Source organism: Frigoribacterium salinisoli (assembly GCF_054781095.1).
This window is the reverse complement of record NZ_BAAGVB010000001.1, coordinates 857,379-876,781: the sequence shown is the minus strand read 5'-3', so window position 1 is coordinate 876,781 and position 19,403 is coordinate 857,379. Positions and strand designations below refer to the sequence as shown.

Here is a 19,403-nt window from a genome sequence, read left to right as displayed (position 1 = left end):
GTCGTCCCGGGCGCGCAGGAGGCTCAGGCCGGGTCCGCGCGTCGCAGCAGGTCGACGACGGTCGCCTCGGCCGCGGCGTCCATCGCCGTGATCGCGAACGAGGTCGGCCACAGGCTGCCGTCGTCGAGCCGCGCGCCGTCCTGGAACCCGAGCGTCGAGTACCGCGTGCCGAACTTCGTCGCGGGCTGGAAGAACGCGACGACCGTGCCGTCCTCGCGGGCGTAGGCCGGGAACCCGTACCACGTCCTCGGGGCCAGGCGCGGGGCGTGCTCGGCCACGAGGGCGTGCACGCGCTCGGCGAGGGCGCGTTCCTCGTCGGGCAGGGCGGCGATGGCCTCGTCGGCGTCCCGGGCGGCAGCCGCCACCTTGTCGGCGGCCTTCTGGCGGCGCGCCTCCGCGCGCACCTCGGCGGCACGCTGCTTCACCGCGGCGCGCTCCGCCGCGCTCAGCCCGTCGTCGGCCATGTGGTCGTCCCTCCGTCGCGTGGCGCCCATGCTGGCAGCGCGGGGTGCCCGTGGCAAGGGACGCCTCCTGCCCCTCACGGACGAGCGAGGGCGCCCCGCCGGCTCTCGCCGGGCGGGGCGCCCTCGGGGGTGGGTGCCAGGAGGTCAGTCCCGGTCGCCCTCCGTGCGGCTGCCGGGGGCAGCGCCCTCGGCGACGGTCGCGTCGTCGGCGTCGGTCGCCGCATCGGTGCCTGCCGCGTCGGCCTCGGCCGGGTCGGCCCCTGCCGCATCGGCCTCCGCCGCCGCGTACGACGCGCTGAGCGCCTCGTCGGCGTCGTGCTCGACCCAGGCCAGGTCGTCCTGCGAGTGGTCGTAGGCGGTGGGCACCAGCGCGAAGTCGTCGCCGTACTCCTCGAGGCCGTTGCGCACGCTGTGGCGCACCACCCGCTCGGCGTACTGGTCGCGCAGGATCAGCGGATCGCGACGGAGGTCCTTCGTGAACGCGATCATGATGAAGGCCATGATGATCGCGAACGGCAGCGCGGCGATGATCGTCACGTTCTGCAACGCGCTCAGGCCGGCGCCCTCCTCACCACCCGCGACGAGCAGCACCGCGGCGATGGCGCCGACGAGCACGCCCCAGACGATCGTCACCCAGCGGGACGGCTCGGGGCGGCCCTGCTGAGAGAGCGTGCCCATGACCAGCGAGGCCGAGTCCGCGCCCGTGACGAAGAAGATCGCGACGAGCACGGCAGCGATGACCGTCGTGACCCCCGCCAGCGGCAAGCTGCCCAACATGCCGAAGAGGACCTCCTCGGGCGGGCTGCTCGGCAGGTCGGCACCGTTCATCTGCTGGTCGATGGCCGTCGTGCCGAGGATCGCGAACCAGATGAACGAGACGATCGACGGGACGAGCACGACCACCGAGACGAACTGGCGCAACGTGCGACCGCGCGAGATCTTCGCGATGAACATGCCCACGAAGGGGGACCACGAGATCCACCAGGCCCAGTAGAAGATGGTCCAGCCCGAGAGGAAGGCCTGCGCCTCCTCGCCCTGCGAGCCGGAGCGGCCGATCATCATCGGCAGGTCGCCCACGAACTGCGCCGCCACGGACGGGATCACGTCGAGGATCAACATCGAGGGGCCCACGAAGAACACGAACAGCGCGAGCAGGAGCGCCATGACCGTGTTGATGTTCGACAGCGCCCGGATGCCGCGCGACACCCCCGACACCGCCGAGATGATGAACGCGATCGTGAGGACCGTGATGACGCCGACGAGCAGGGCGTTGCCCGCCGCGCCGATGCCCGTCACGAGCTCGACCCCGTGGCCGATCTGCAGGGCACCCAGGCCGAGCGAGGCCGCCGTGCCGAAGAGGGTGACGATGATGGCGAAGACGTCGATGGTCTTGCCGATCGGACCCTGCGTGCGGTCCTCGCCGAGCAGGGGCGCGAAGATCGACGAGATGAGGGGCGTGCGGCCGCGACGGTAGGCGCCGTAGGCGATGGCACCGCCGATGAGCGCGTAGAACGACCACGCCTGGGGCCCCCAGTGGTACAGCACCTGCGTGAGCGCCGTGTGCATCGCCTCCACCGTCTCGGCCTCGTCGGTGCCCGGCGGCGGGCTCTCGAAGAACGTCAACGGCTCGGCGGCGCCCCAGAAGACCAGGCCGATGCCCATGCCCGCGGCGAAGAGCATCGAGATCCACGAGAACATCGAGAACTCGGGCGCCTCGTCGTCCCGGCCCAGGCGGATGCGCCCGAAGCGGCCGAAGCCGACCCAGAGCATGAAGACCAGGATCACCGTGGCGATCGAGGTGAAGAACCAGCCCGTGTACTCGATGACCCAGCCGAGGACGGAGCTCGCGGTGGACGCGAGCGTGCCGCCGCCCAGCACGCCCCAGGCGAGGAACGCGACGGTGAAGACGAGGGCGACGCCGAAGACGACGCGGTCGGTGCGGAAGACTCGTCCGGTCTGCTCGACGCCGAGGCCCGGGATCAGCGCCGGGTGGACGCCGCTGGGCGGTGGTTCGGTGAAGTCGCGCACGAGGCGGCGCGCGCCACCGCTGCGGGCGGGTCGGGAGGGGTCGGCCGGGCCGGACGGACGGGGATGGTGCTCGTTTCCTTGCATGGTGGGCAATTCTCCGACGGATGGGAGCCACGGCCCAATCGGGCCCCCGCGTCGAGCACCGCGCTCTCGGAGCGACGGAGCCTCGCGGCGTCGCGGCGTCGCGGCGTCGGAGCGTCGGAGCGTCAGGGCGACGCCGGGCGCCGGGCCGCCGGTCCGGCGAGCGCCGTCGTGCGCGACGCGACCTCGCGCTGCAGGACGAGCGCCGCGCCACCGATCGCCGCGGCGTCGGCGACCGAGGGGGAGAGCTCGACCCGCACCCCGTGCCGGCCGCGCGGGAAGAAGTCCTCGGCCGTGCGCCTCCTGACCACGTCGAGGTAGAGCGCGCCCGCCGTCGACAGGGACGGCCCGGCGAGCACGACCGAGTCGAGGTCGAGCAGGTTCGCCATCGAGACGACGGCGTTCGCCAGGTGGTCGGCGGAGGCGGCGACGAGGCGCGCGGCCAGAGGGTCGCCGTGCACGGCGGCCGAGGCCACGACCGCGAAGTCGGCGAAGGGGTCGCCCGCGCCGTCGAGTGCGAACGAGGCGCTCTCGCCCGCGTCGAGAGCGGCCCGCGCCGCCAGGGCGACGCTGACGGGACCGGCGAGCTGCTCGACCGTGACGCGGTGCGCGAGCGGCCCGGGGCCACGCGTGGTCATGCGCCCCAGCTCGCCCGCGTTCGAGCTGGCGCCCCGGTGCACCACGCCGTCGAGCACGATGCCGGCGCCGATGCCGGCGCCGAAGTAGACCGTGGCGTGCGCGCGGGAGTCGCCGACGGTGCCCGTCCAGCACTCTCCCACGGCCGCCGCGGTCGCGTCGTTGTCGAGGACCACGTCGAGTCCCGTCACGGCCTCGACGGCGTCGGCCAGGGCGAAGCCGGCCCAGGCCTCGAGCGGGGGAGCGCCCAGGATGCTCCCGGTGCGGAGGTCGATCGGCCCCGGGGTGACGAGGCCGAGCCCCGACACGTCGGCGACGAGGACGCCGAGCCCGTCGAGGAACCGCAGGACGGCGTCGCCGATGCGGTCGACCGCTGCTCGCGGCGCCTCGCCCCACACGCCCGAGGTGCGCAGGCGGCCCACCACGCTCCCGCCGAGGTCGGTCAGCACGACCGTGACGGCGTCGGCGCCGAGCTGGACCCCGACCGCGTGCCGGGCCGAGGGGTCGATGTCGAGCAGGACGCGGGGCTTGCCCCCGGTCGACTCCCGGCGACCGGCCTCGACGACGAGGCCGTCGCTGAGCAGCTGGCGCACGACGGTCGACATGGTGGCCTGCGTGAAGCCGGTCAGTCCGGCGAGCTCGACGCGGCTCACGGGCCCGCGGGCCCGGATGACGTCGAAGACGAGACCGCGGCTCGTCGGTGCGGCCGACAGCGGCCGGGGCTTGCTCATGTGGTGCCTCCCGCCGGTATCGTAGGCGGAGCCGACTTTCTCAAGTCGATTGACAAAGGCGTCACGGTTCCACCGCGCCGCCCTTCCCACCGGACGAGGGCTGACATGACCACCACACCGCTCACCACCGACTGGACCGTCGAGGCCGTCTCGGGCCCCGTGCCCGAGGCCCTGCGCGGTCGACGACTGCGGGCCACCGTGCCGGGGACCGCCCACACCGACCTCCTCGCCGCGGGCGAGATCACCGACCCCTTCGACGGCGACGCGGAGGCGGCGCAGCAGTGGATCGGCGACACGGTGTGGCGCTGGCGCACGACGTTCACCTGGCAGGACGACGGGTCCGACCGCCACGACCTCGTCGCCGGCGGGCTCGACACCGTCGCGCGCGTCGAGCTCAACGGGGCGCTCGTCGCCGAGACCGAGAACCAGCACCGGAGCTGGCGCTGGGACGTCCGACCCGCGCTCGTCGACGGTGAGAACGAGCTCGTCGTGACGTTCGCGGCCCCCGTGCCCGAGGTCGACGCCCGTGCCGCCGAGCACGGAGCCCTGCCCCACGTCAACCACCACCACTTCAACATGCTCCGCAAGGCCGCCTACGACTTCGGCTGGGACTGGGGCATCGACGCGGCCACGAGCGGGATCTGGCGCCCGATCGGCCTCGAGTCCTGGTCGGGCGTGCGCGTCGCGTCGGTCCGGCCGCTCGTCGACGTCGTCGACGGCGACGGCGTGCTCGACGCACGGGTCGCGCTCGAGTGGGCCGATCCGGCGGGCGCGACCGGCGCCTCCGGCCAGCTGGTCGAGGTGACCGTCGGCGACGTCGTCGGGCAGCTCGAGGTCGAGCACGGCCAGCAGGCGGCGCGCCTGAGGCTGGTCGTGCCCGGTGCGCAGCGCTGGTGGCCGCGCGGGCACGGCGAGCAGCCCCTCTACGACGTGCAGGTGGCGCTGCCCGGGACCGACGCCGCGACGTGGTCGGGCCGCGTGGGGTTCCGGACCGTCGAGCTCGACACCACGCCCGACGAGCACGGCACGCCCTTCGTGCTGAAGGTCAACGGCGAGGTCGTCCAGGTCCGAGGCGCGAACTGGATCCCCGAGCACGCCTTCCTGCCCGAGGTCGACCGCGCCCGGTACCGACGCCGCGTCGGCGACGCGGTCGACGCGGGCATGAACCTCCTGCGCGTCTGGGGCGGTGGCATCTACGAGTCCGAGGACTTCTACGACGCCTGCGACGAGGCCGGGCTGCTCGTCTGGCAGGACTTCCCGTTCGCCTGTGCGGCCTACGCCGAGGAGGACTGGCTCGCCGTCGAGGTCGAGGCGGAGGCGCGCGAGCACATCGCCCGGTTGAGCGCGCACGCCTCGCTCGCGATCTGGAACGGCGCGAACGAGAACCTGTGGGGCCACCTCGACTGGGGCTGGCGCGAGGAGCTCGGGGACCGCACCTGGGGCGAGGGCTACTACCTCGACCTGCTGCCGCGCCTCGTGGCCGAGGTGGACGGCACGAGGCCCTACTCGGCCGGGAGCCCGTTCTCGTTCCGCGACGGCGTGCACCCCAACGATCCCTCGCACGGCACCCTGCACGTGTGGGACGTCTGGAACGAGCGCGACTACACCGCGTACGGCGAGTACCGGGCCCGGTTCGTCTCGGAGTTCGGGTTCCAGGGGCCGCCCGCGTGGTCCACCCTCACGGCGGTCGTCCACGACGAACCGCTCGACCCGTACGGGCACGAGATGCTCGTCCACCAGAAAGCGGACGACGGCAACGGCAAGCTCGAGCGCGGCCTGCACGGCCACCTGCCCGTGCCGGCGACGATCGAGGACTGGCACTGGGCGACGCAGCTCAACCAGGCCGCGGCCGTCCGGTTCGGCATCGAGCACTTCCGGTCGCTGGGGCCGCTCTGCACGGGCGTCGTCGTCTGGCAGCTCAACGACGACTGGCCGGTCGTCTCGTGGGCGGCCGTCGACTTCGCCGGGCACCGCAAGCCGCTGTGGCACGCTCTCAGGGCCGTCTACGAACCGCGCCTGGCCTCGGTGCAGCCCCGCGGCTCCGGTCGTGCGCTCGTGCTCGCGAACGACGAGCCCGAGCCGTGGACGGGGACCGCGACGCTGCGGGTGACCGACCACGACGGGACGGTGCGCCAGGAGGCCGCGCTCGAGGTCGCCGTCGAGGCGCGCTCGAGCGTCGAGGTGCCCGTGCCGGAGGCGCTGCTGGCGCTCGACGCCGCCACGCAGGTGCTCGTGGTCGAGCTGCCCGGCTTCGGGGTCGGGCGCACGATCTGGGACCCGGCCGAGGTCGTCGACCAGCACCTCGACCGGTCGCCCCTCGACGTGCAGGCGAGGCGCGAGGGCGACGAGGTCGTCGTCACGGTCGTCGCCCGGTCCTACGCCCGTGACGTGACGCTCCTGGTCGACCGGGTGGACCCCGCCGCCGTCGTCGACCGCGGCCTGGTGACGCTGCTCGCGGGCGAGGGCGCCGAGTTCCGGGTGCGCGCCCCGGGCGGCACCGACGCGGCCGCCTTCACCCGTGCGGACGTCGTGCGCCACGCGGGCGACCTGCTGCCCCCGAGCTGAGCGGGGCCGGGGCACCGGGAGGCGCGGGTCGTCCCCGCGCGCCCCGGCCCCCGCCTGTGGGAGCATGCCCCCGTGCCCCGCTCCACCGCCCCCGCCCCCGGACGCCCCGTACCGAGGGGCGAGCGGCCCGTCGTCGGCGTCGCCCAGCGCCGTGCCCCGTTCAGCGCCGGGCTGGACCCGTTCCGGACGGAGTTCCTCGCCGGGCTCGAGGCGGAGGTGACCCGCTCGGGCGGGGACGTCCTCCTGCAGCTCGTCGCCGACCGCGACGAGGAGCTCGCGTGCTTCGTGCGCTGGGCCGGGCTCGGCGGGGTGCGGGGAGCCGTGATCATGGACGTGGTGCAGGACGACCCTCGGCTGCCCCTGCTCGAACGACTGGGCACGCCCACGGTCGTCCTCGGCCACGCCGACGGCCCCCGCGGCGCCGCGCGGGTCGAGGTCGACGACGCCGCCGCGATGCGGACGGCCGTGCGCGCCCTCGTCGAGCTCGGGCACCGCTCCCTCGGGAGGGTCGCGGGTCCTGCTGAGCTGTGGCACACGCGGGTCCGGACGGAGGCCTTCGACGCGACCCTCCTCGAGCTCGGCGCCTCCGGGCGCTCGCTCGACGGCGACTACACGACGCGTCGTGGACGCGAGGCGACGCGGGAGCTCCTGAGCGAGGTCGACCGTCCGACGGCCGTCGTCTACGACAACGACGCGATGGCCCTCGGCGGCCTCGGGGCCGCCGAGGAGCTGGGCCTCGCGGTGCCCCGCGACGTGTCGCTGCTGGCCTGGGACGACTCGCCGCCCTGCCAGCTCGCCGTGCCGGCGCTGAGCGTCGTGGGTCGCGACGTGCCCGCCCTCGGCGCCGCGGCCGGTCGTGCGCTGCTCGACCTGATGGCCGGGGGGCGGCCCGCGACCGTCGTCGCGGGCCGGGCGCGCGTCGTGGTGCGGGCCACGACGGCACCGCCCGCGGCCCGCTGAGCTGCCGCGACCTCGGCGGGTGCGTGCTGGCCCCCGTCCTCGCGGTGCTCGCCCTCGGCCCTCCTGCCCCTGCCCTCGTGGTTGGCCCCCGGTCGCCCCGACCCGACCCATGCGTGCGGATACTTCCTTGACGTCCTTTCTTTAGTGGTCTAAGAATGGGGTCGCAGAGCGCCCCGTGCTCTCGTGACAACGTCGTCAGCACTGCCGTCCGGCCGTGCCAGGGAAAGGATCAACGATGTTCCTCCGTCCTCCTCAGGGTCGCCGCACCGCACGTCGGGCGCTCGTCGCCGGCGCGGCCGCGGCCGCTTCGCTCACGCTCGTCCTCACCGGGTGCTCCTCCGGCGGCGGCTCGAGCTCCGGCGCCTCCGACACGCTCGTCGTGTACACCGGCCAGGCCGGCGACTACCAGGCCAACTTCAACCCCTTCTCGCCCTCCTCCATCGGCGGCATCGGCTCCATCTACGAGCCCCTGTTCTTCGTGACGAACGTCAACACCGAGGAGTACGTCCCGCTGCTCGGCACCGCGTACGAGTGGAACGACGACGGCACCGAGCTCACCGTGAGCCTCCGCGACGACGCGACCTGGTCCGACGGCGAGGCCTTCACCGCCGACGACGTCGTGTTCACGTTCGAGATGCTGCTGGCCAACCCCTCCGTCAACACGGGCGGCTTCGCCGGCACGGTCACCGCCACCGACGACACGACGGTCGTCTTCGGCTTCGACGAGCCCGCCTACGTCAAGGCCCCCACCTTCCTCGGCCGCACGTCGATCGTCCCCGAGCACCTCTGGGCCGACGTCGACCCCGCCACCGACGTCATGGCCCAGCCGGTCGGCACCGGCCCCTTCACGCTCGAGGACTTCAAGCCGCAGGCGTTCACCCTCGCCGCCAACGCCGACTACTGGGACGGCGAGCCCGCCGTGCAGCAGGTCCGCTACCTGTCGCTCTCGGGCAACACCGCGGGAGCCGACGCCCTCGCCGCGGGCACCATCGACTGGCAGACCGGCCCCGTGCCGGACATCCAGAACGTCAGCGAGAACTACCCCGGCTACGACGCCGTGACGATCCCGCAGAACCAGGTCGCGCTCGTGACCTGCTCCGAGGCCGAGCTCGGCTGCGAGGGCCCGCAGACCGACCCCGCCGTCCGTCAGGCGATCTACGCGGCCCTGAACCGCGACCAGGTCAACAGCCTGGCCTTCCAGGACACCGCGAGCGAGGTCTCGCCCACCTTCGCGCTCACCACCACGCAGTCCGACCTCATCAGCGCCGCCGTCGCCGAGCCCGTCGCCCCGTCGACGCCCGACGTCGACCGCGCCGCCGAGCTGCTCGAGGGCGCCGGCTGGGCCAAGGGGGCCGACGGCATCTACGCCAAGGACGGCGAGCCGCTCACCCTCACGGTCGAGGTCGTGACCGGTTGGACCGACTACATCACCGCGATCGACACCATGGCGCAGCAGCTCCGGCAGGCCGGCATCGGCCTCGACGCCGCGCAGTCGTCGTGGAACGAGTGGACCGACAAGCAGGTCAAGGGCACCTTCGAGCTCGCCATCGACGCCCTCGGCCAGGGGCCCGTCTCCGACCCGTACTACCTCTACGAGCAGTACTTCAACAGTGCCTACACGGCTCCGGTGGGGGAGTCCGCCCCCAGCAACCGCTCGCGCTTCAGCGACCCCGAGGTCGACCAGGCACTGGCCGCGCTGACCGGCATCGACCCCGAGGACACGGCGGCGCGCCAGGTCCACTTCGACGCCATCCAGGCGAAGGTCGTCGAGGAGATGCCGTACATCCCCGTCCTCACCGGTGGCACGACGAGCGAGTTCCACGCGTCCAAGTTCACCGGGTGGCCGACCGAGGACGACCTCTACGCCTTCCCGGCGATCTGGGCCTCGCCCGACAACGCCCAGGTGTTCAAGCGGCTCCAGCCGACCGGGGAGTGACCGTGACCGAGGAGGAGCGTCCGAGCGCGACGGGAGCACGCCCGTGAACTACTTCGTGCGGAAGCTGGGGTTCTACGCCGTCGCCCTCTGGGCGGCGCTGACCCTCAACTTCATGATCCCGCGGCTGCTGCCCGGCGATCCCGTCGACATCCTGCTGGCCAAGCTGCAGCAGCGTGGCGGCGTGGTGACCCCGGACACCCGCAAGGCCTACGCGCTCCTCCTCGGGGGCGACTCCGACGAGCCGCTGCTCGTCCAGTACGGGCAGTACCTCGTCAACCTCGTCCGTGGCGACCTCGGCATCTCGGTGGGCTACTTCCCGACCCCCGTCACCGAGGTGATCGGGTCCTCGCTGCCGTGGACCATCGTGCTCGTCGGCCTCGCCACCGTCATCGGTGCGGTGCTCGGCGTGACCCTCGGCGCCCTCGTCGGGTGGAAGCCCGGCACCTGGCTCGACTCGCTCGTGCCCGCCACCACGCTGCTCGCGGCGGTGCCGTACTTCTGGCTCGCGCTGATCCTCGTCTACGTGCTCGCCACGACCCTCCGGCTGTTCCCCTCGCAGGGCGGCTACGACGTCGTGCTCGACCCGGGGTGGGACCTCGAGTTCGTCCTCAGCGCCGTCGAGTACGGGTTCCTGCCCGCGCTCACCATCGTCATCGCGTCCCTCGGCGGCTGGCTGCTCGGCATGCGCAACATGATGGTCTCGACCCTGTCGGAGGACTACGTGCTCACGGCGCAGGCCAAGGGTCTCAGCCAGGGGCGCATCCTGCGCGGCTACGCCGCCCGCAACGCGGTCTTGCCCTCCGTCGCCGGGTTCGCGATCTCGCTGGGCTTCGTCGTCTCCGGGTCGATCGTCACCGAGCAGGTGTTCTCCTACCCGGGCATCGGCGGCAAGCTCCTCTCGGCCGTGACCAACAACGACTACGCCCTGATGCAGGGGATCTTCCTCTTCATCACGCTCGCCGTCCTCGGAGCGAACCTCGTCGTCGACCTCTTCTACGGGATCATCGATCCCCGCACCCGGGCGCGCAGCTGATGCCGCGCCCGAGCTCGGCCGCACCGCCGACGCCACGCCCGACCCCGGACAGGAGGTCCCGACCATGACCAACGTCTCACCCGGCACCGAGCCCGCCATCACGGACTCCACCGAGCAGCTCGCCGCGGGGTCCGCCGATCTCGGCCGGCCGCCCCGGTCAGCCTGGCGCCTCATGCTGCCGACCATGACCCCGTGGCTCGCGGCGGGCCTGGTCCTCATCGGTGCCATCACCCTCTTCGGCGTCCTCGGGCCGCTCGTCGTGGGCGACCCGGCGACGATCCGTGACTCGGGACTCCAGGGCCCGAGCGCGGAGCACTGGCTGGGCACCACCCAGACCGGGCAGGACGTCCTCGCTCAACTGGCGCACGCGACGCGGGGGTCCCTGCAGATCGGGCTCCTCGTGGGCGTGCTCGCCACGATCCTCTCGGCGTTCTTCGGGATCCTGGGCGCCTACCTCGGCGGCGTCGCCGACGAGGCGTTCTCGCTCTTCTCCAACGTGTTCCTCGTCATCCCCGGCCTGCCGCTCGTCATCGTCATCTCGGGCTTCGTGCCGCGGGAACAGCGCGGCCTCTGGACCATCGGCGTGGTGCTCGCCATCACGGGCTGGGCCGCGTCGTCGCGCGTCCTCAGGGCACAGACCCTGTCGATCCGCAACCGCGACTACGTGGCCGCGTCGCGGGTCGCGGGGGAGCGCCCGTGGCGGGTCATCGCCGTGGAGATCCTGCCGAACCTCCTGCCCGTCCTCGCGTCGCAGTTCGTGTTCGCCGTGATCGCCGCGATCCTCGGCGAGGCAGGGCTGTCGTTCCTCGGCCTCGGCGCCTCCAACGCGTCGACCCTCGGCACGATGCTCTTCTACGCGCAGAACGGCTTCGCCCTGTCGCTCGGTGCCTGGTGGTGGTTCGTGCCCCCGGGGCTCGTCATCGCCCTCTTCGGCACCGGCCTGTCGCTCGTGAACTTCTCGATCGACGAGATCATCGACCCCAAGCTCAAGAACGCGAGGCTGCACCGTCGCCGGGCACGCCTCGTCAGGAGGACCGCATGACCCCCGTCGCGTCCGCCCCCGCCGCACAGCGGGCACACGCCGGCAGGAGGCCCGCGGTGCTCACCGTCGAGGACCTCACCGTCGTCTACGAGGTCGAGCACCCCGTCACCGCCGTCTCGCACGCCACGTTCTCGCTCGCGCCAGGGGAGATCCTCGGCCTCGCGGGGGAGTCCGGCTGCGGCAAGACCACCCTCGCGTACGCGATCAACCGGCTGCACCGGCCGCCGGCCGCCATCACGTCCGGCCGGGTCACCTTCCACGACCGGGACGGCACCGACGTTGACCTGCTGGCGCTCGAGTCCGAGGAGCTGCGGGCCTTCCGCTGGTCCAAGCTCTCGATGGTCTTCCAGGGGGCGATGAACGCCCTGAACCCCGTGACCACCGTGCGGACGCAGCTCGAGGACGTCCTCCGCACGCACCAGCCGGGGCTCGCGAAAAGTGCTCGACGCGAGCGAGCCGCGGAGGTCCTCCGCCGCGTGGGCGTCGACCCCGTGCGCTCGTCGTCGTACCCGCACGAGCTCTCGGGCGGCATGCGGCAGCGCGTCATGATCGCCATGGCGATGCTGCTCGAACCGCAGATCATGATCATGGACGAGCCGACCACGGCGCTCGACGTGGTCGTGCAGCGGGACATCCTGCGCGAGATCGTGCGGCTGCGCGACGAGCTCGACTTCGCGGTCGTCTTCATCACGCACGACCTCCCGCTGCTGCTCGAGATCAGCGACCGCATCGCGGTCATGCTCCGCGGCGAGATCGTCGAGCTGGCCGCCGCCGACCAGCTCTACGCCGCACCCGCGCACCCCTACACCCGGCGCCTCCTGCGCTCCTTCCCCAGCCTCAGCGGCTCGCGGGGCGCGTTCATCCGCACCGGCGTCGACGAGGGGTCGCCCGCCGAGACCGACACCAGGACCGTCGTGCTGCCCGACCCCGACGACCGAGAGGACCACCTGCGATGACCCACGTCCGCGTCACCGACCTCACCAAGGACTTCAGCATCGGCAGCGGCCTGCGCCGCCGGGCCTTCCGCGCCGTCGACTCCGTCTCGTTCGACCTCGCGCCCGGGCGCACCGTCGCCCTCGTGGGCGAGTCGGGCTCGGGCAAGTCCACCATCGCCAGGATGCTCGCCCGGCTCGAGAAGCCCAGCTCGGGCAGCATCGACGTCACCCTCGACGACGGCACGCCCGTGCAGGGGTCGCTCTACCGCCGTCACGTGCAGATGGTGTTCCAGGACCCGTTCGCCTCGCTCAACCCCTTCCACTCGATCGAGCACCACCTCGCCCGTCCGCTGCGCCTGCACGGACGCACCCGGGGTGCCGAGGCCACCCACGAGCGCGCGCTCGACCTGCTCGAGAGGGTCAACCTGCGGCCGGCGGACGACCTCGCGGCCCGCCGCCCGCACGAGCTCTCGGGCGGCCAGCGCCAGCGGGTCGCCATCGCCCGCGCGCTCGCCCCCGGGGCCCAGGTGCTCATCGCGGACGAGCCCGTGTCGATGCTCGACGTCTCCATTCGACTCGGCGTGCTGAACCTGCTCGGACGGCTGCAGCGCGAGGACCAACTCGCCGTGCTCTACATCACCCACGACCTCGCCACGGCGAGGCACTTCTCCGACGACATCCTCGTGCTCTACAAGGGGCGCGTCGTCGAGCGCGGCCCTGCCGACGCGGTCATCCTCGACCCCCACCACGACTACACCAAGCTGCTCGCCCAGGCCGCGCCCGATCCCGAGCGCGTGGGCAAGGTCGTGTCCGGCGAGGCCGTCGTCGACCGCTCGCTGCTCGACGCAACGGTCTGCTACGACCACCACCTCGGAGCGTGGACCGGGACGGAGCGGGCGGAGCCGGTGCGCGTCTGAGCCCTGGCCGGGGCGGCACTGGCAGGGTGGAGCGATGACCGACCTCCGCGACCCGAGCTACCTCGACCTCGACGCCGTGCGGGCCGCGGTCGTCGGCGAGCGCGGCGGCCAGGTGGACGACAGCATCCCGCAGCTCGCCGACGCCGACCCCGACCTCTGCGCCCTCGCCGTGGTGCTGCCCGACGGTTCGACGCGGGTGAGCGAACAGGCGGACGTGACCTTCAGCATCCAGTCGGCCGTGAAGCCGTTCCTCTTCGCGCTCGCCCTCGCCGACACCGACGGGGCCGCGCTCGACCAGGTCGGGATCGAACCGACCGGGGAGGCGTTCGACGCGATCATGCTCGAGAGCGGCACGGGTCGACCGCCGAACCCCATGGTCAACGCCGGTGCCCTGCTCACCGCCTCGCTCGTCGACGGCGGCGATGCGCGCGGGCGCGCAGAACGGATCCGGCGGGGGCTGTCCGCCTTCGCCGGCCGCGACTTGCGGGTCGACGAGGACGTCGCGAGCGCGGAGCACCTGCTCGGCGACCGCAACCACGCGCTGGCGCACCTCATGCGCTCGGAGGGCACCCTCGGGCTCAGCGCCGACGACGCCGTCGCCGCCTACGCGTCCTCCTGCGCCGTGCTCGTCGACACCGCCGCGCTCGCCGTCATGGGGGCGACCCTCGCGCTCGGGGGCGTCAACCCGGTGTCGGGGGAGCGGGTCGTGTCCGCCCGGGTCGCGCGGGACGTCGTCGCGGTCATGGCGACCTGCGGCGTCTACGACGGGTCGGGGCGATGGATGCGCAGCGTCGGCGTGCCCGCGAAGTCGAGCGTCTCGGGGGCCCTCGTCCTCAGCGCGCCGCGCGTGCTCGGGGCGGCCGTCGTCAGCCCGCCGCTCGACGACCAGGGCACGAGCGTGCGCGGCAGGCTCGCCAGCGAGCGCCTCAGCGCCGAGCTCGGCCTGCACCTCTTCGGCTGAGCGCGCCCCGCCCCGCGCTGCCCCGTGCTGGCCCGTGCTGGCCCGCGCTGGCTTGCCCTGCCCGCTCTGTCCTACCCGCCCTGCCCGGCGGCCCGGTCGGCAACTCCTCACCCGTGTCCCGGGCGGCAACTCCTCACTCGTGTCCCGCGTGCCGCCGGACCAGGCCCGTCCGGCGCGACCGGGAGCACCCAGGAGGAGTTCCCGACCTCGGCGGACCGGGCCCGCCGACCAGCGCCGGCCGGTCGCGACGGCGCCAGGAGGTGCACCGTGGAGGGCATGACCGACCAGCCCTCCACCCCGTCCTCCACCGCCCGCGCCGTCTTCTTCGACATCGACGGCACCCTGGTCGACTCGAACTACGCCCACGTCGACGCCTGGGTGAAGGCGTTCCGCGACGTCGGGCACCCCGTGCAGGCCTGGCGCATCCACCGCTCGATCGGCAAGGACGCGTCGCTGCTGGTCGAGGGCCTCCTCGGAGAGGACCTCGCCGCGCAGCTCACCGACCGGGTGAAGGAGGCGCACACCGCGCACTACGCCGACCACCTGGGCGAGGGCACCGACCTGCACGTGTTCGAGGGCGCGACCGAGCTCCTGGCGGAGCTGTCCCGTCGCGGCCACCAGGTCGTGCTGGCGACGAGCGCCCCCGAGGAGGAGCTCGCGTTCCTCCGCGAGCTGCTCGACGTCGAGGACGCCCTCTGGGCGGTCACCTCGTCCGAGGACGTCCAGACCGCGAAGCCCGACCCCGGCGTCGTCGAGGTCGCGCTGCAGCAGGCCGGAGTCGCGCCCGACCGGGCCGTCATGGTCGGCGACGCGACGTGGGACGTCGAGGCCGCTGCCAGGGCCGGCGTCGCCAGCGTCGGCGTCCTCACGGGTGGCTTCTCGCGCGACGAGCTCTCGCAGGCAGGGGCCTCGTCCGTCTACGACGACGTCGCGGCCCTGCTCGCCGACCTCGACGGCGGTCCGCTCGGGGGCTGACGCCCGACCTCGTCACGGCCCGTGGGCCGTCCTCGGTCGTGGATCGCGGCCCCCTCGGTACGACGGACGGGCGGCCCGGCACGCTGCCGGACCCGCCCGTCGGTCTCCCTCCGCGTCAGGTGCGCAGGGCCTTCCTGCGGACGACGAGCGTCGCCGTCCCGGCGCTCAGCAGCCCGAGTGCCAGCACGAGCCAGCCCAGGGACGATCCGCCGGTCCAGGCGAGGGCGCCCTGACCCCCGGCCGCGACGACCGGGGCAGGTGCCCCGGGGGCACCGGCACCAGGAGCCTCCGCACCGGGGGCACCGGGGGCGCCGGGAGCGCCGGGCCCGTCGGGTCCCCCCGGAGCGCCCGGTCCGTCCGCGTCGTCCTCGTCCTCGTCCCCGACAGGAGGCGCCACGGGTGCCGCCACGACGACGACCGCGGCGCTCTCCACCGGCTCGGCGTCGACGAACCCGTCCGCAGCGGCGGTGACGCGAGCACGGAGCTCGCGCCCCTCGGTCCTCTCCGGCACGACGAACGCCCCTGCGTCGACGGCGGCCGCGACCGATGCCCTGCGGGGGGCGTCGCCGGCACTCGTCACGGGTTCGCCGTCGAGCAGCCACTCGATCGACGGCGCGGACTCCGCGGGGTCGACGTCGACGACGGCGCGGACCTCGGCACCGACGCGGGGCTCACCGGCGACGACCACCGAGCGGACGACCGCCTGACGCGCGACGTCGACCGTGGTGGTGGTCGTCGTGCTGCCGTCGGGCGAGGTGACGACGATCCGCGCGACCGGGTCGCCCTCGCTCGCCGGCGTGACGACGACCTCGGCCTGCGCGTCGGTCGCGATCGCGGTGACGGCGGGCCACCGGCTGCCGGGCGTCGTCACGGAGTACGCCTGCTCGGCGGTCGTGGGGTCGAAGCTCTCGACCGGCGCCCCGTCGACCCGCAGGGCGGCGAGCGTGCTCACCGACGACGGACCGGCGACGGGCTCGTACAGCTCGACCTCCGACACCGTCAGGTGCGTGTCGGCGTACGCGTCCATGACCACTCGGACGCCCGTCGTCGACACGGTGTCGAAGCTGGCCGTGACGACGGGGGCGCCCGACGTCGGCGTCGGCACGGGCTGCGCCAGCTCGTAGCCGGGCAGCGGCTGCCAGCTGCCGTCCGCCGACCGCTCCTCGAGCCGGACGCTCTCGGCCCAGCTCGTGGCCGAGCCGTCCGGGTAGAACCGGACCACGACCTCCTGCAGGTCCCGCGGGGCGTCGAAGGAGTAGGCGAGCCAGCTCTGCGCCGGCTTGCCGGTGGGCACCCAGTTCGACCAGCCCTTGTCGCCCGCGACGCCGTTGCGCGTGCGGTCGGCGGGGTAGCCGGGCTCGGTCGACGACGCGCTCGCCGTCACGCCGGGGTCGGGCGCGAGGTCGGGCAGCGTGGCGTCGGTGACGACCAGGGAGAGGGTGGCGGTCAGGCTGTCACCGTCGACGGTCGCGGTGCCGGGCACCGTGACGACGCCGACCGAGGCCAGTGCCTCGTCGGTGACGCCCGAGAGGTCCCACGTGACGGGCACGTCGAACGTCAGCTCGGAGGCTCCGACCCGGGCGGGCGCCGTCCCGGGGACGGCGGGGCCGACCCGCGCGGCGCTGCTGCCCACGGCGACGGTGAGCGACACGGGGTCGGTGAGGGTGAGCCCGCCCACGTCCACCTGGGCGGTGACGGCGAAGTCGCTGCCGAACACGTCGGTCGCGACGCCGGGCACGTCGACCCGTCCGGTGCGCTCCCACGCGTCGTCCGCGGGGACGGTCCAGGCGACGGTCGCCGGGCCTCCGGGACCCCACGCATAGCGCGTGGCGATCGAGGCCGGCAGCGCAGGAGGCACGCCCGCGTCGGTCCGGACGGCCACCGTCTGGTCCGCGGCCGGGGCGAGGTCGCGGGCCTCCCAGCGCTGGTTCGCGCCGTCGTTCGAGCCGTAGACGCCGACAGAGGCTCCCTCCTCGGTCGACTGGCCGCCGACGTCGAGGGCCTGCGCCACGCCCTCGCCGACGAGGCCGAAGGTCCGGCCGTCGGTCGCGGTGACCCACCAGCGCGTGGCGGGGTCGGTCGCGGCCGCCGCCGCGTCGAGGCTGCGCAGGGCGGTGCCGGAGGCCGTGGCCGCCAGGAACCTCCCGTCCCGCGACTGCAGGGTCACCCGACGCTCGTCACCGGACGCGGTGGGCACGGCGCGCACGGTCCACGCTTGGCGCTCCGCGGCCGGCTGCGTGGTGGCGGGGGAGGCGAGCTCGGTGGCGGCACCGGTCGCGCCCCCTGCCGCGAGGGCCTTGCCGCTCTGCACGCCGACGAACTGCAGCTCGTCGCCGTCGCGCACGGCAGGGGCGTCCGCCGCGACGCCCGAGACGCCCGCGATCTCGAACGTCGTCACCGACTTCGCCGGGACCTCGAGCGTCGCGGTGCCCGCGGCGACGTCGACCGCCACGGCCGTGCCCGGCACGACGCCGGTCGTGGTCGGGTCGACGCCCTCGGGCGCCTCGGTCGTCGTGTACGGAGTGACCGTGGCGCCCTCGGCGACCGAGCCGAAGCGGGACAGGTCGAGCGTGACGGTACGGCCCTCGGCGCTCGTGTTGCGGTGCACCACCGTCGCGCCGGCCCCGTCGGGGCGCACGGCCGCCGTGCTGTCGACGTCGTCCACGGCCACCAGGCGGTCGCCCTCCGAGATGAAGGCCGTGAAGTTGCGCAGGGCCGCGAACTTCGAGTTGACCTCGACGTGGCAGGTCTCGACGGCCGAGGCGTCACCGCCGGCGTCAGCCACGCGGCGCTCGCTCTTCCACACCTCGACGCCGTCGACCGTGTAGGGACGGCAGTCGAGGTCGATGAACATCGAGCCCCAGTTGAGGTCCTCGCCCTGGGGCTCCATGTTGTAGAGGTCCTCGACGGGCTGCCAGAGCACCCAGGCGTCGGGCTCGAGCTCGCGGAGGTCGTCCATCACGCGACCGGCCATGCCGAGCCCGTTCTCGATGTCCCGCGGAGCCCAGCCGTCCACCCAGCTGCCCTCGATCTCGCTCATCCACAGCGGCTTGTCCGCCTGCTTCGCGAGATCGCGGACGCCCAGGCGCCCGCTGGTGCCGTAGGTGTGCACGTTCATGCGGCCCACGACGTCCCGCGTGGCCTGCGGGTAGGCGGCCCAGTTGCGGGCGAAGGTGCCCGGGTTCGTCTCGTCCATCGCCGCGACGAACGCGTCGGTGGTCGTGCCCGGCTCGGCCAGTTCGGCGGCGAGGGCGTCGGTCACCGACACCTGCTGCTGGGGCGAGACGTGCATGCCCTCCTGGCGGCCGCCAACGGGCACGTCGTCGCGCAGCTGCGTGGACCAGTAGTCCGTGTTCGGCTCGTTGAACGGGTCGATCGACTCGACCTCGATGCCGTGCTCGGCCTCCAGCCGCTCGGTGACCCGCGTGAGGTAGGCGACGAACGCTGCCTCTGCCTCCGGCTTCAGCTGGCGAGCCGTGGCGTCGAAGCCGCCCGAGACGTAGCCGCTCTCGGTCATGAAGTAGGGCGCGGAGTTGGCGAACGTCTCCCAGTGGCTGATCTGGTCGTCTGCGGCGAGGCGGTCGACCCACCACCGCTGCGTCGCGTCGGCGCCGGCGTCGTAGTGGGCCGGGTCGTCCGGGTCCCACGCCTCGAGCAGGGCTCCGCGCTCGGCGTGGGTCGTGGCGGTGCCGCCGTACGTGCCGGCCGAGGCGTCGGGGTCGGCCTGCCACCAGCCCTCGACGGCACCGCCGGCACGGAGGTAGTCCTCCACGTCGCTGGCGTTGCCGCCGCCGACGTTGTACCGCGCGATGGTGAGGTCGAGGCCGTCCTCGCCGAAGACCGCCTGGTAGAGGTCCTCGCGGAGCTCCTCGGGGTAACCGCCGGTCGCGTTCGCGAACCAGACGAGGCTCGTGCCCCAGCCCTCGAAGGGGTCGCCCGCGTACCAGGGGTTCGGGGTGATCGTCGTGCCCGTCGCTGCCGCGGGTGCGGCGCTCGCCGTGGCACCGGTGCCGGTCGGCGGCAGGCCGGTCGTGAGGCCCACCGCGGCGAGCGCCGTGGCCGTGGCGCCCGCGAGGAGCCTGCTGCGAGCGGATCGTGGTCGTCGCATCATCGTCGATGCAGTCCTTCCGTCGTGCGAG

13 protein-coding genes are annotated in these 19,403 nt (G+C 73.6%); 9 read left to right on the top strand and 4 right to left on the bottom strand.

Annotated elements, in window-relative coordinates; translation table 11 throughout:
• Nucleotides 1-23: 23 nt before the first annotated feature.
• From ACYVHQ_RS04080 to ACYVHQ_RS04070, 3 genes are all read right to left on the bottom strand, one after another.
• Nucleotides 24-464 carry a hypothetical protein gene (locus ACYVHQ_RS04080; RefSeq protein WP_460510856.1) on the bottom strand — a complete coding sequence of 147 codons (441 nt, stop codon included), beginning with the start codon at nt 462-464 and terminating at the stop codon, nt 24-26.
• Nucleotides 465-608: 144 nt separating this feature from the next.
• On the bottom strand, nt 609-2,576 hold the full coding sequence (locus tag ACYVHQ_RS04075) for a BCCT family transporter (protein WP_460510855.1): 1,968 nt from the start codon (nt 2,574-2,576) through the stop codon (nt 609-611).
• Nucleotides 2,577-2,698: 122 nt separating this feature from the next.
• Entirely contained in the window at nt 2,699-3,940 is a 1,242-nt protein-coding gene (locus ACYVHQ_RS04070; protein ID WP_460510854.1) for an ROK family transcriptional regulator, read from the bottom strand.
• A gap of 105 nt (nt 3,941-4,045) precedes the next feature.
• Between ACYVHQ_RS04070 and ACYVHQ_RS04065 the strand changes: the two genes are divergently transcribed.
• From ACYVHQ_RS04065 to ACYVHQ_RS04025, 9 genes are all read left to right on the top strand, one after another.
• Nucleotides 4,046-6,505 carry a glycoside hydrolase family 2 protein gene (locus ACYVHQ_RS04065; protein WP_460510853.1) on the top strand — a complete coding sequence of 820 codons (2,460 nt, stop codon included), beginning with the start codon at nt 4,046-4,048 and terminating at the stop codon, nt 6,503-6,505.
• 72 nt (nt 6,506-6,577) lie between these two features.
• On the top strand, nt 6,578-7,465 hold the full coding sequence (locus ACYVHQ_RS04060) for a LacI family DNA-binding transcriptional regulator (RefSeq protein ID WP_460510852.1): 888 nt from the start codon (nt 6,578-6,580) through the stop codon (nt 7,463-7,465).
• Between the two features lie 235 nt (nt 7,466-7,700).
• Entirely contained in the window at nt 7,701-9,401 is a 1,701-nt protein-coding gene (locus ACYVHQ_RS04055; protein WP_460510851.1) for an ABC transporter substrate-binding protein, read from the top strand.
• Between the two features lie 43 nt (nt 9,402-9,444).
• Nucleotides 9,445-10,434: an ABC transporter permease gene (locus tag ACYVHQ_RS04050; RefSeq protein ID WP_460510850.1), complete on the top strand. Its 990-nt coding sequence runs from the start codon at nt 9,445-9,447 to the stop codon at nt 10,432-10,434.
• Nucleotides 10,435-10,498: 64 nt separating this feature from the next.
• A complete protein-coding gene (locus tag ACYVHQ_RS04045; protein WP_460510849.1) occupies nt 10,499-11,476 on the top strand; it encodes an ABC transporter permease in 978 nt (325 codons plus the stop codon).
• Nucleotides 11,473-12,432, top strand: a complete 960-nt coding sequence (locus tag ACYVHQ_RS04040) for an ABC transporter ATP-binding protein (RefSeq protein ID WP_460510848.1) — start codon at nt 11,473-11,475, stop codon at nt 12,430-12,432. The genes ACYVHQ_RS04045 and ACYVHQ_RS04040 overlap by 4 nt, the downstream gene beginning before the upstream one ends.
• Nucleotides 12,429-13,328 carry an ABC transporter ATP-binding protein gene (locus tag ACYVHQ_RS04035; protein ID WP_460510847.1) on the top strand — a complete coding sequence of 300 codons (900 nt, stop codon included), beginning with the start codon at nt 12,429-12,431 and terminating at the stop codon, nt 13,326-13,328. The genes ACYVHQ_RS04040 and ACYVHQ_RS04035 overlap by 4 nt, the downstream gene beginning before the upstream one ends.
• Nucleotides 13,329-13,362: 34 nt before the next feature.
• A complete protein-coding gene (gene glsA, locus ACYVHQ_RS04030) occupies nt 13,363-14,289 on the top strand; it encodes a glutaminase A (RefSeq protein ID WP_460510846.1) in 927 nt (308 codons plus the stop codon).
• A 276-nt stretch (nt 14,290-14,565) separates the two neighbouring features.
• The gene (locus ACYVHQ_RS04025; protein ID WP_460510845.1) at nt 14,566-15,264 is read left to right on the top strand and encodes an HAD family hydrolase; all 699 of its coding nucleotides are present in this window, start codon (nt 14,566-14,568) and stop codon (nt 15,262-15,264) included.
• 115 nt (nt 15,265-15,379) lie between these two features.
• Here ACYVHQ_RS04025 and ACYVHQ_RS04020 read toward each other — a convergent pair whose 3' ends face one another.
• Complete coding sequence (locus ACYVHQ_RS04020) at nt 15,380-19,375, bottom strand: RICIN domain-containing protein (protein ID WP_460510844.1); 3,996 nt, start codon at nt 19,373-19,375, stop codon at nt 15,380-15,382.
• Nucleotides 19,376-19,403 lie beyond the last annotated feature (28 nt).

Excerpts from the sequence above, each read along its gene's own strand:
- ACYVHQ_RS04080 (WP_460510856.1), bottom strand. The coding sequence starts at position 464 with ATGGCCGACGACGGGCTGAGCGCGGCGGAGCGCGCCGCGGTGAAGCAG.
- ACYVHQ_RS04075 (WP_460510855.1), bottom strand. The coding sequence starts at position 2,576 with ATGCAAGGAAACGAGCACCATCCCCGTCCGTCCGGCCCGGCCGACCCC.
- ACYVHQ_RS04070 (WP_460510854.1), bottom strand. The coding sequence starts at position 3,940 with ATGAGCAAGCCCCGGCCGCTGTCGGCCGCACCGACGAGCCGCGGTCTC.
- ACYVHQ_RS04065 (WP_460510853.1), top strand. The coding sequence starts at position 4,046 with ATGACCACCACACCGCTCACCACCGACTGGACCGTCGAGGCCGTCTCG.
- ACYVHQ_RS04055 (WP_460510851.1), top strand. The coding sequence starts at position 7,701 with ATGTTCCTCCGTCCTCCTCAGGGTCGCCGCACCGCACGTCGGGCGCTC.
- ACYVHQ_RS04045 (WP_460510849.1), top strand. The coding sequence starts at position 10,499 with ATGACCAACGTCTCACCCGGCACCGAGCCCGCCATCACGGACTCCACC.
- ACYVHQ_RS04040 (WP_460510848.1), top strand. The coding sequence starts at position 11,473 with ATGACCCCCGTCGCGTCCGCCCCCGCCGCACAGCGGGCACACGCCGGC.
- ACYVHQ_RS04035 (WP_460510847.1), top strand. The coding sequence starts at position 12,429 with ATGACCCACGTCCGCGTCACCGACCTCACCAAGGACTTCAGCATCGGC.
- glsA (WP_460510846.1), top strand. The coding sequence starts at position 13,363 with ATGACCGACCTCCGCGACCCGAGCTACCTCGACCTCGACGCCGTGCGG.
- ACYVHQ_RS04025 (WP_460510845.1), top strand. The coding sequence starts at position 14,566 with ATGACCGACCAGCCCTCCACCCCGTCCTCCACCGCCCGCGCCGTCTTC.
- ACYVHQ_RS04020 (WP_460510844.1), bottom strand. The coding sequence starts at position 19,375 with ATGATGCGACGACCACGATCCGCTCGCAGCAGGCTCCTCGCGGGCGCC.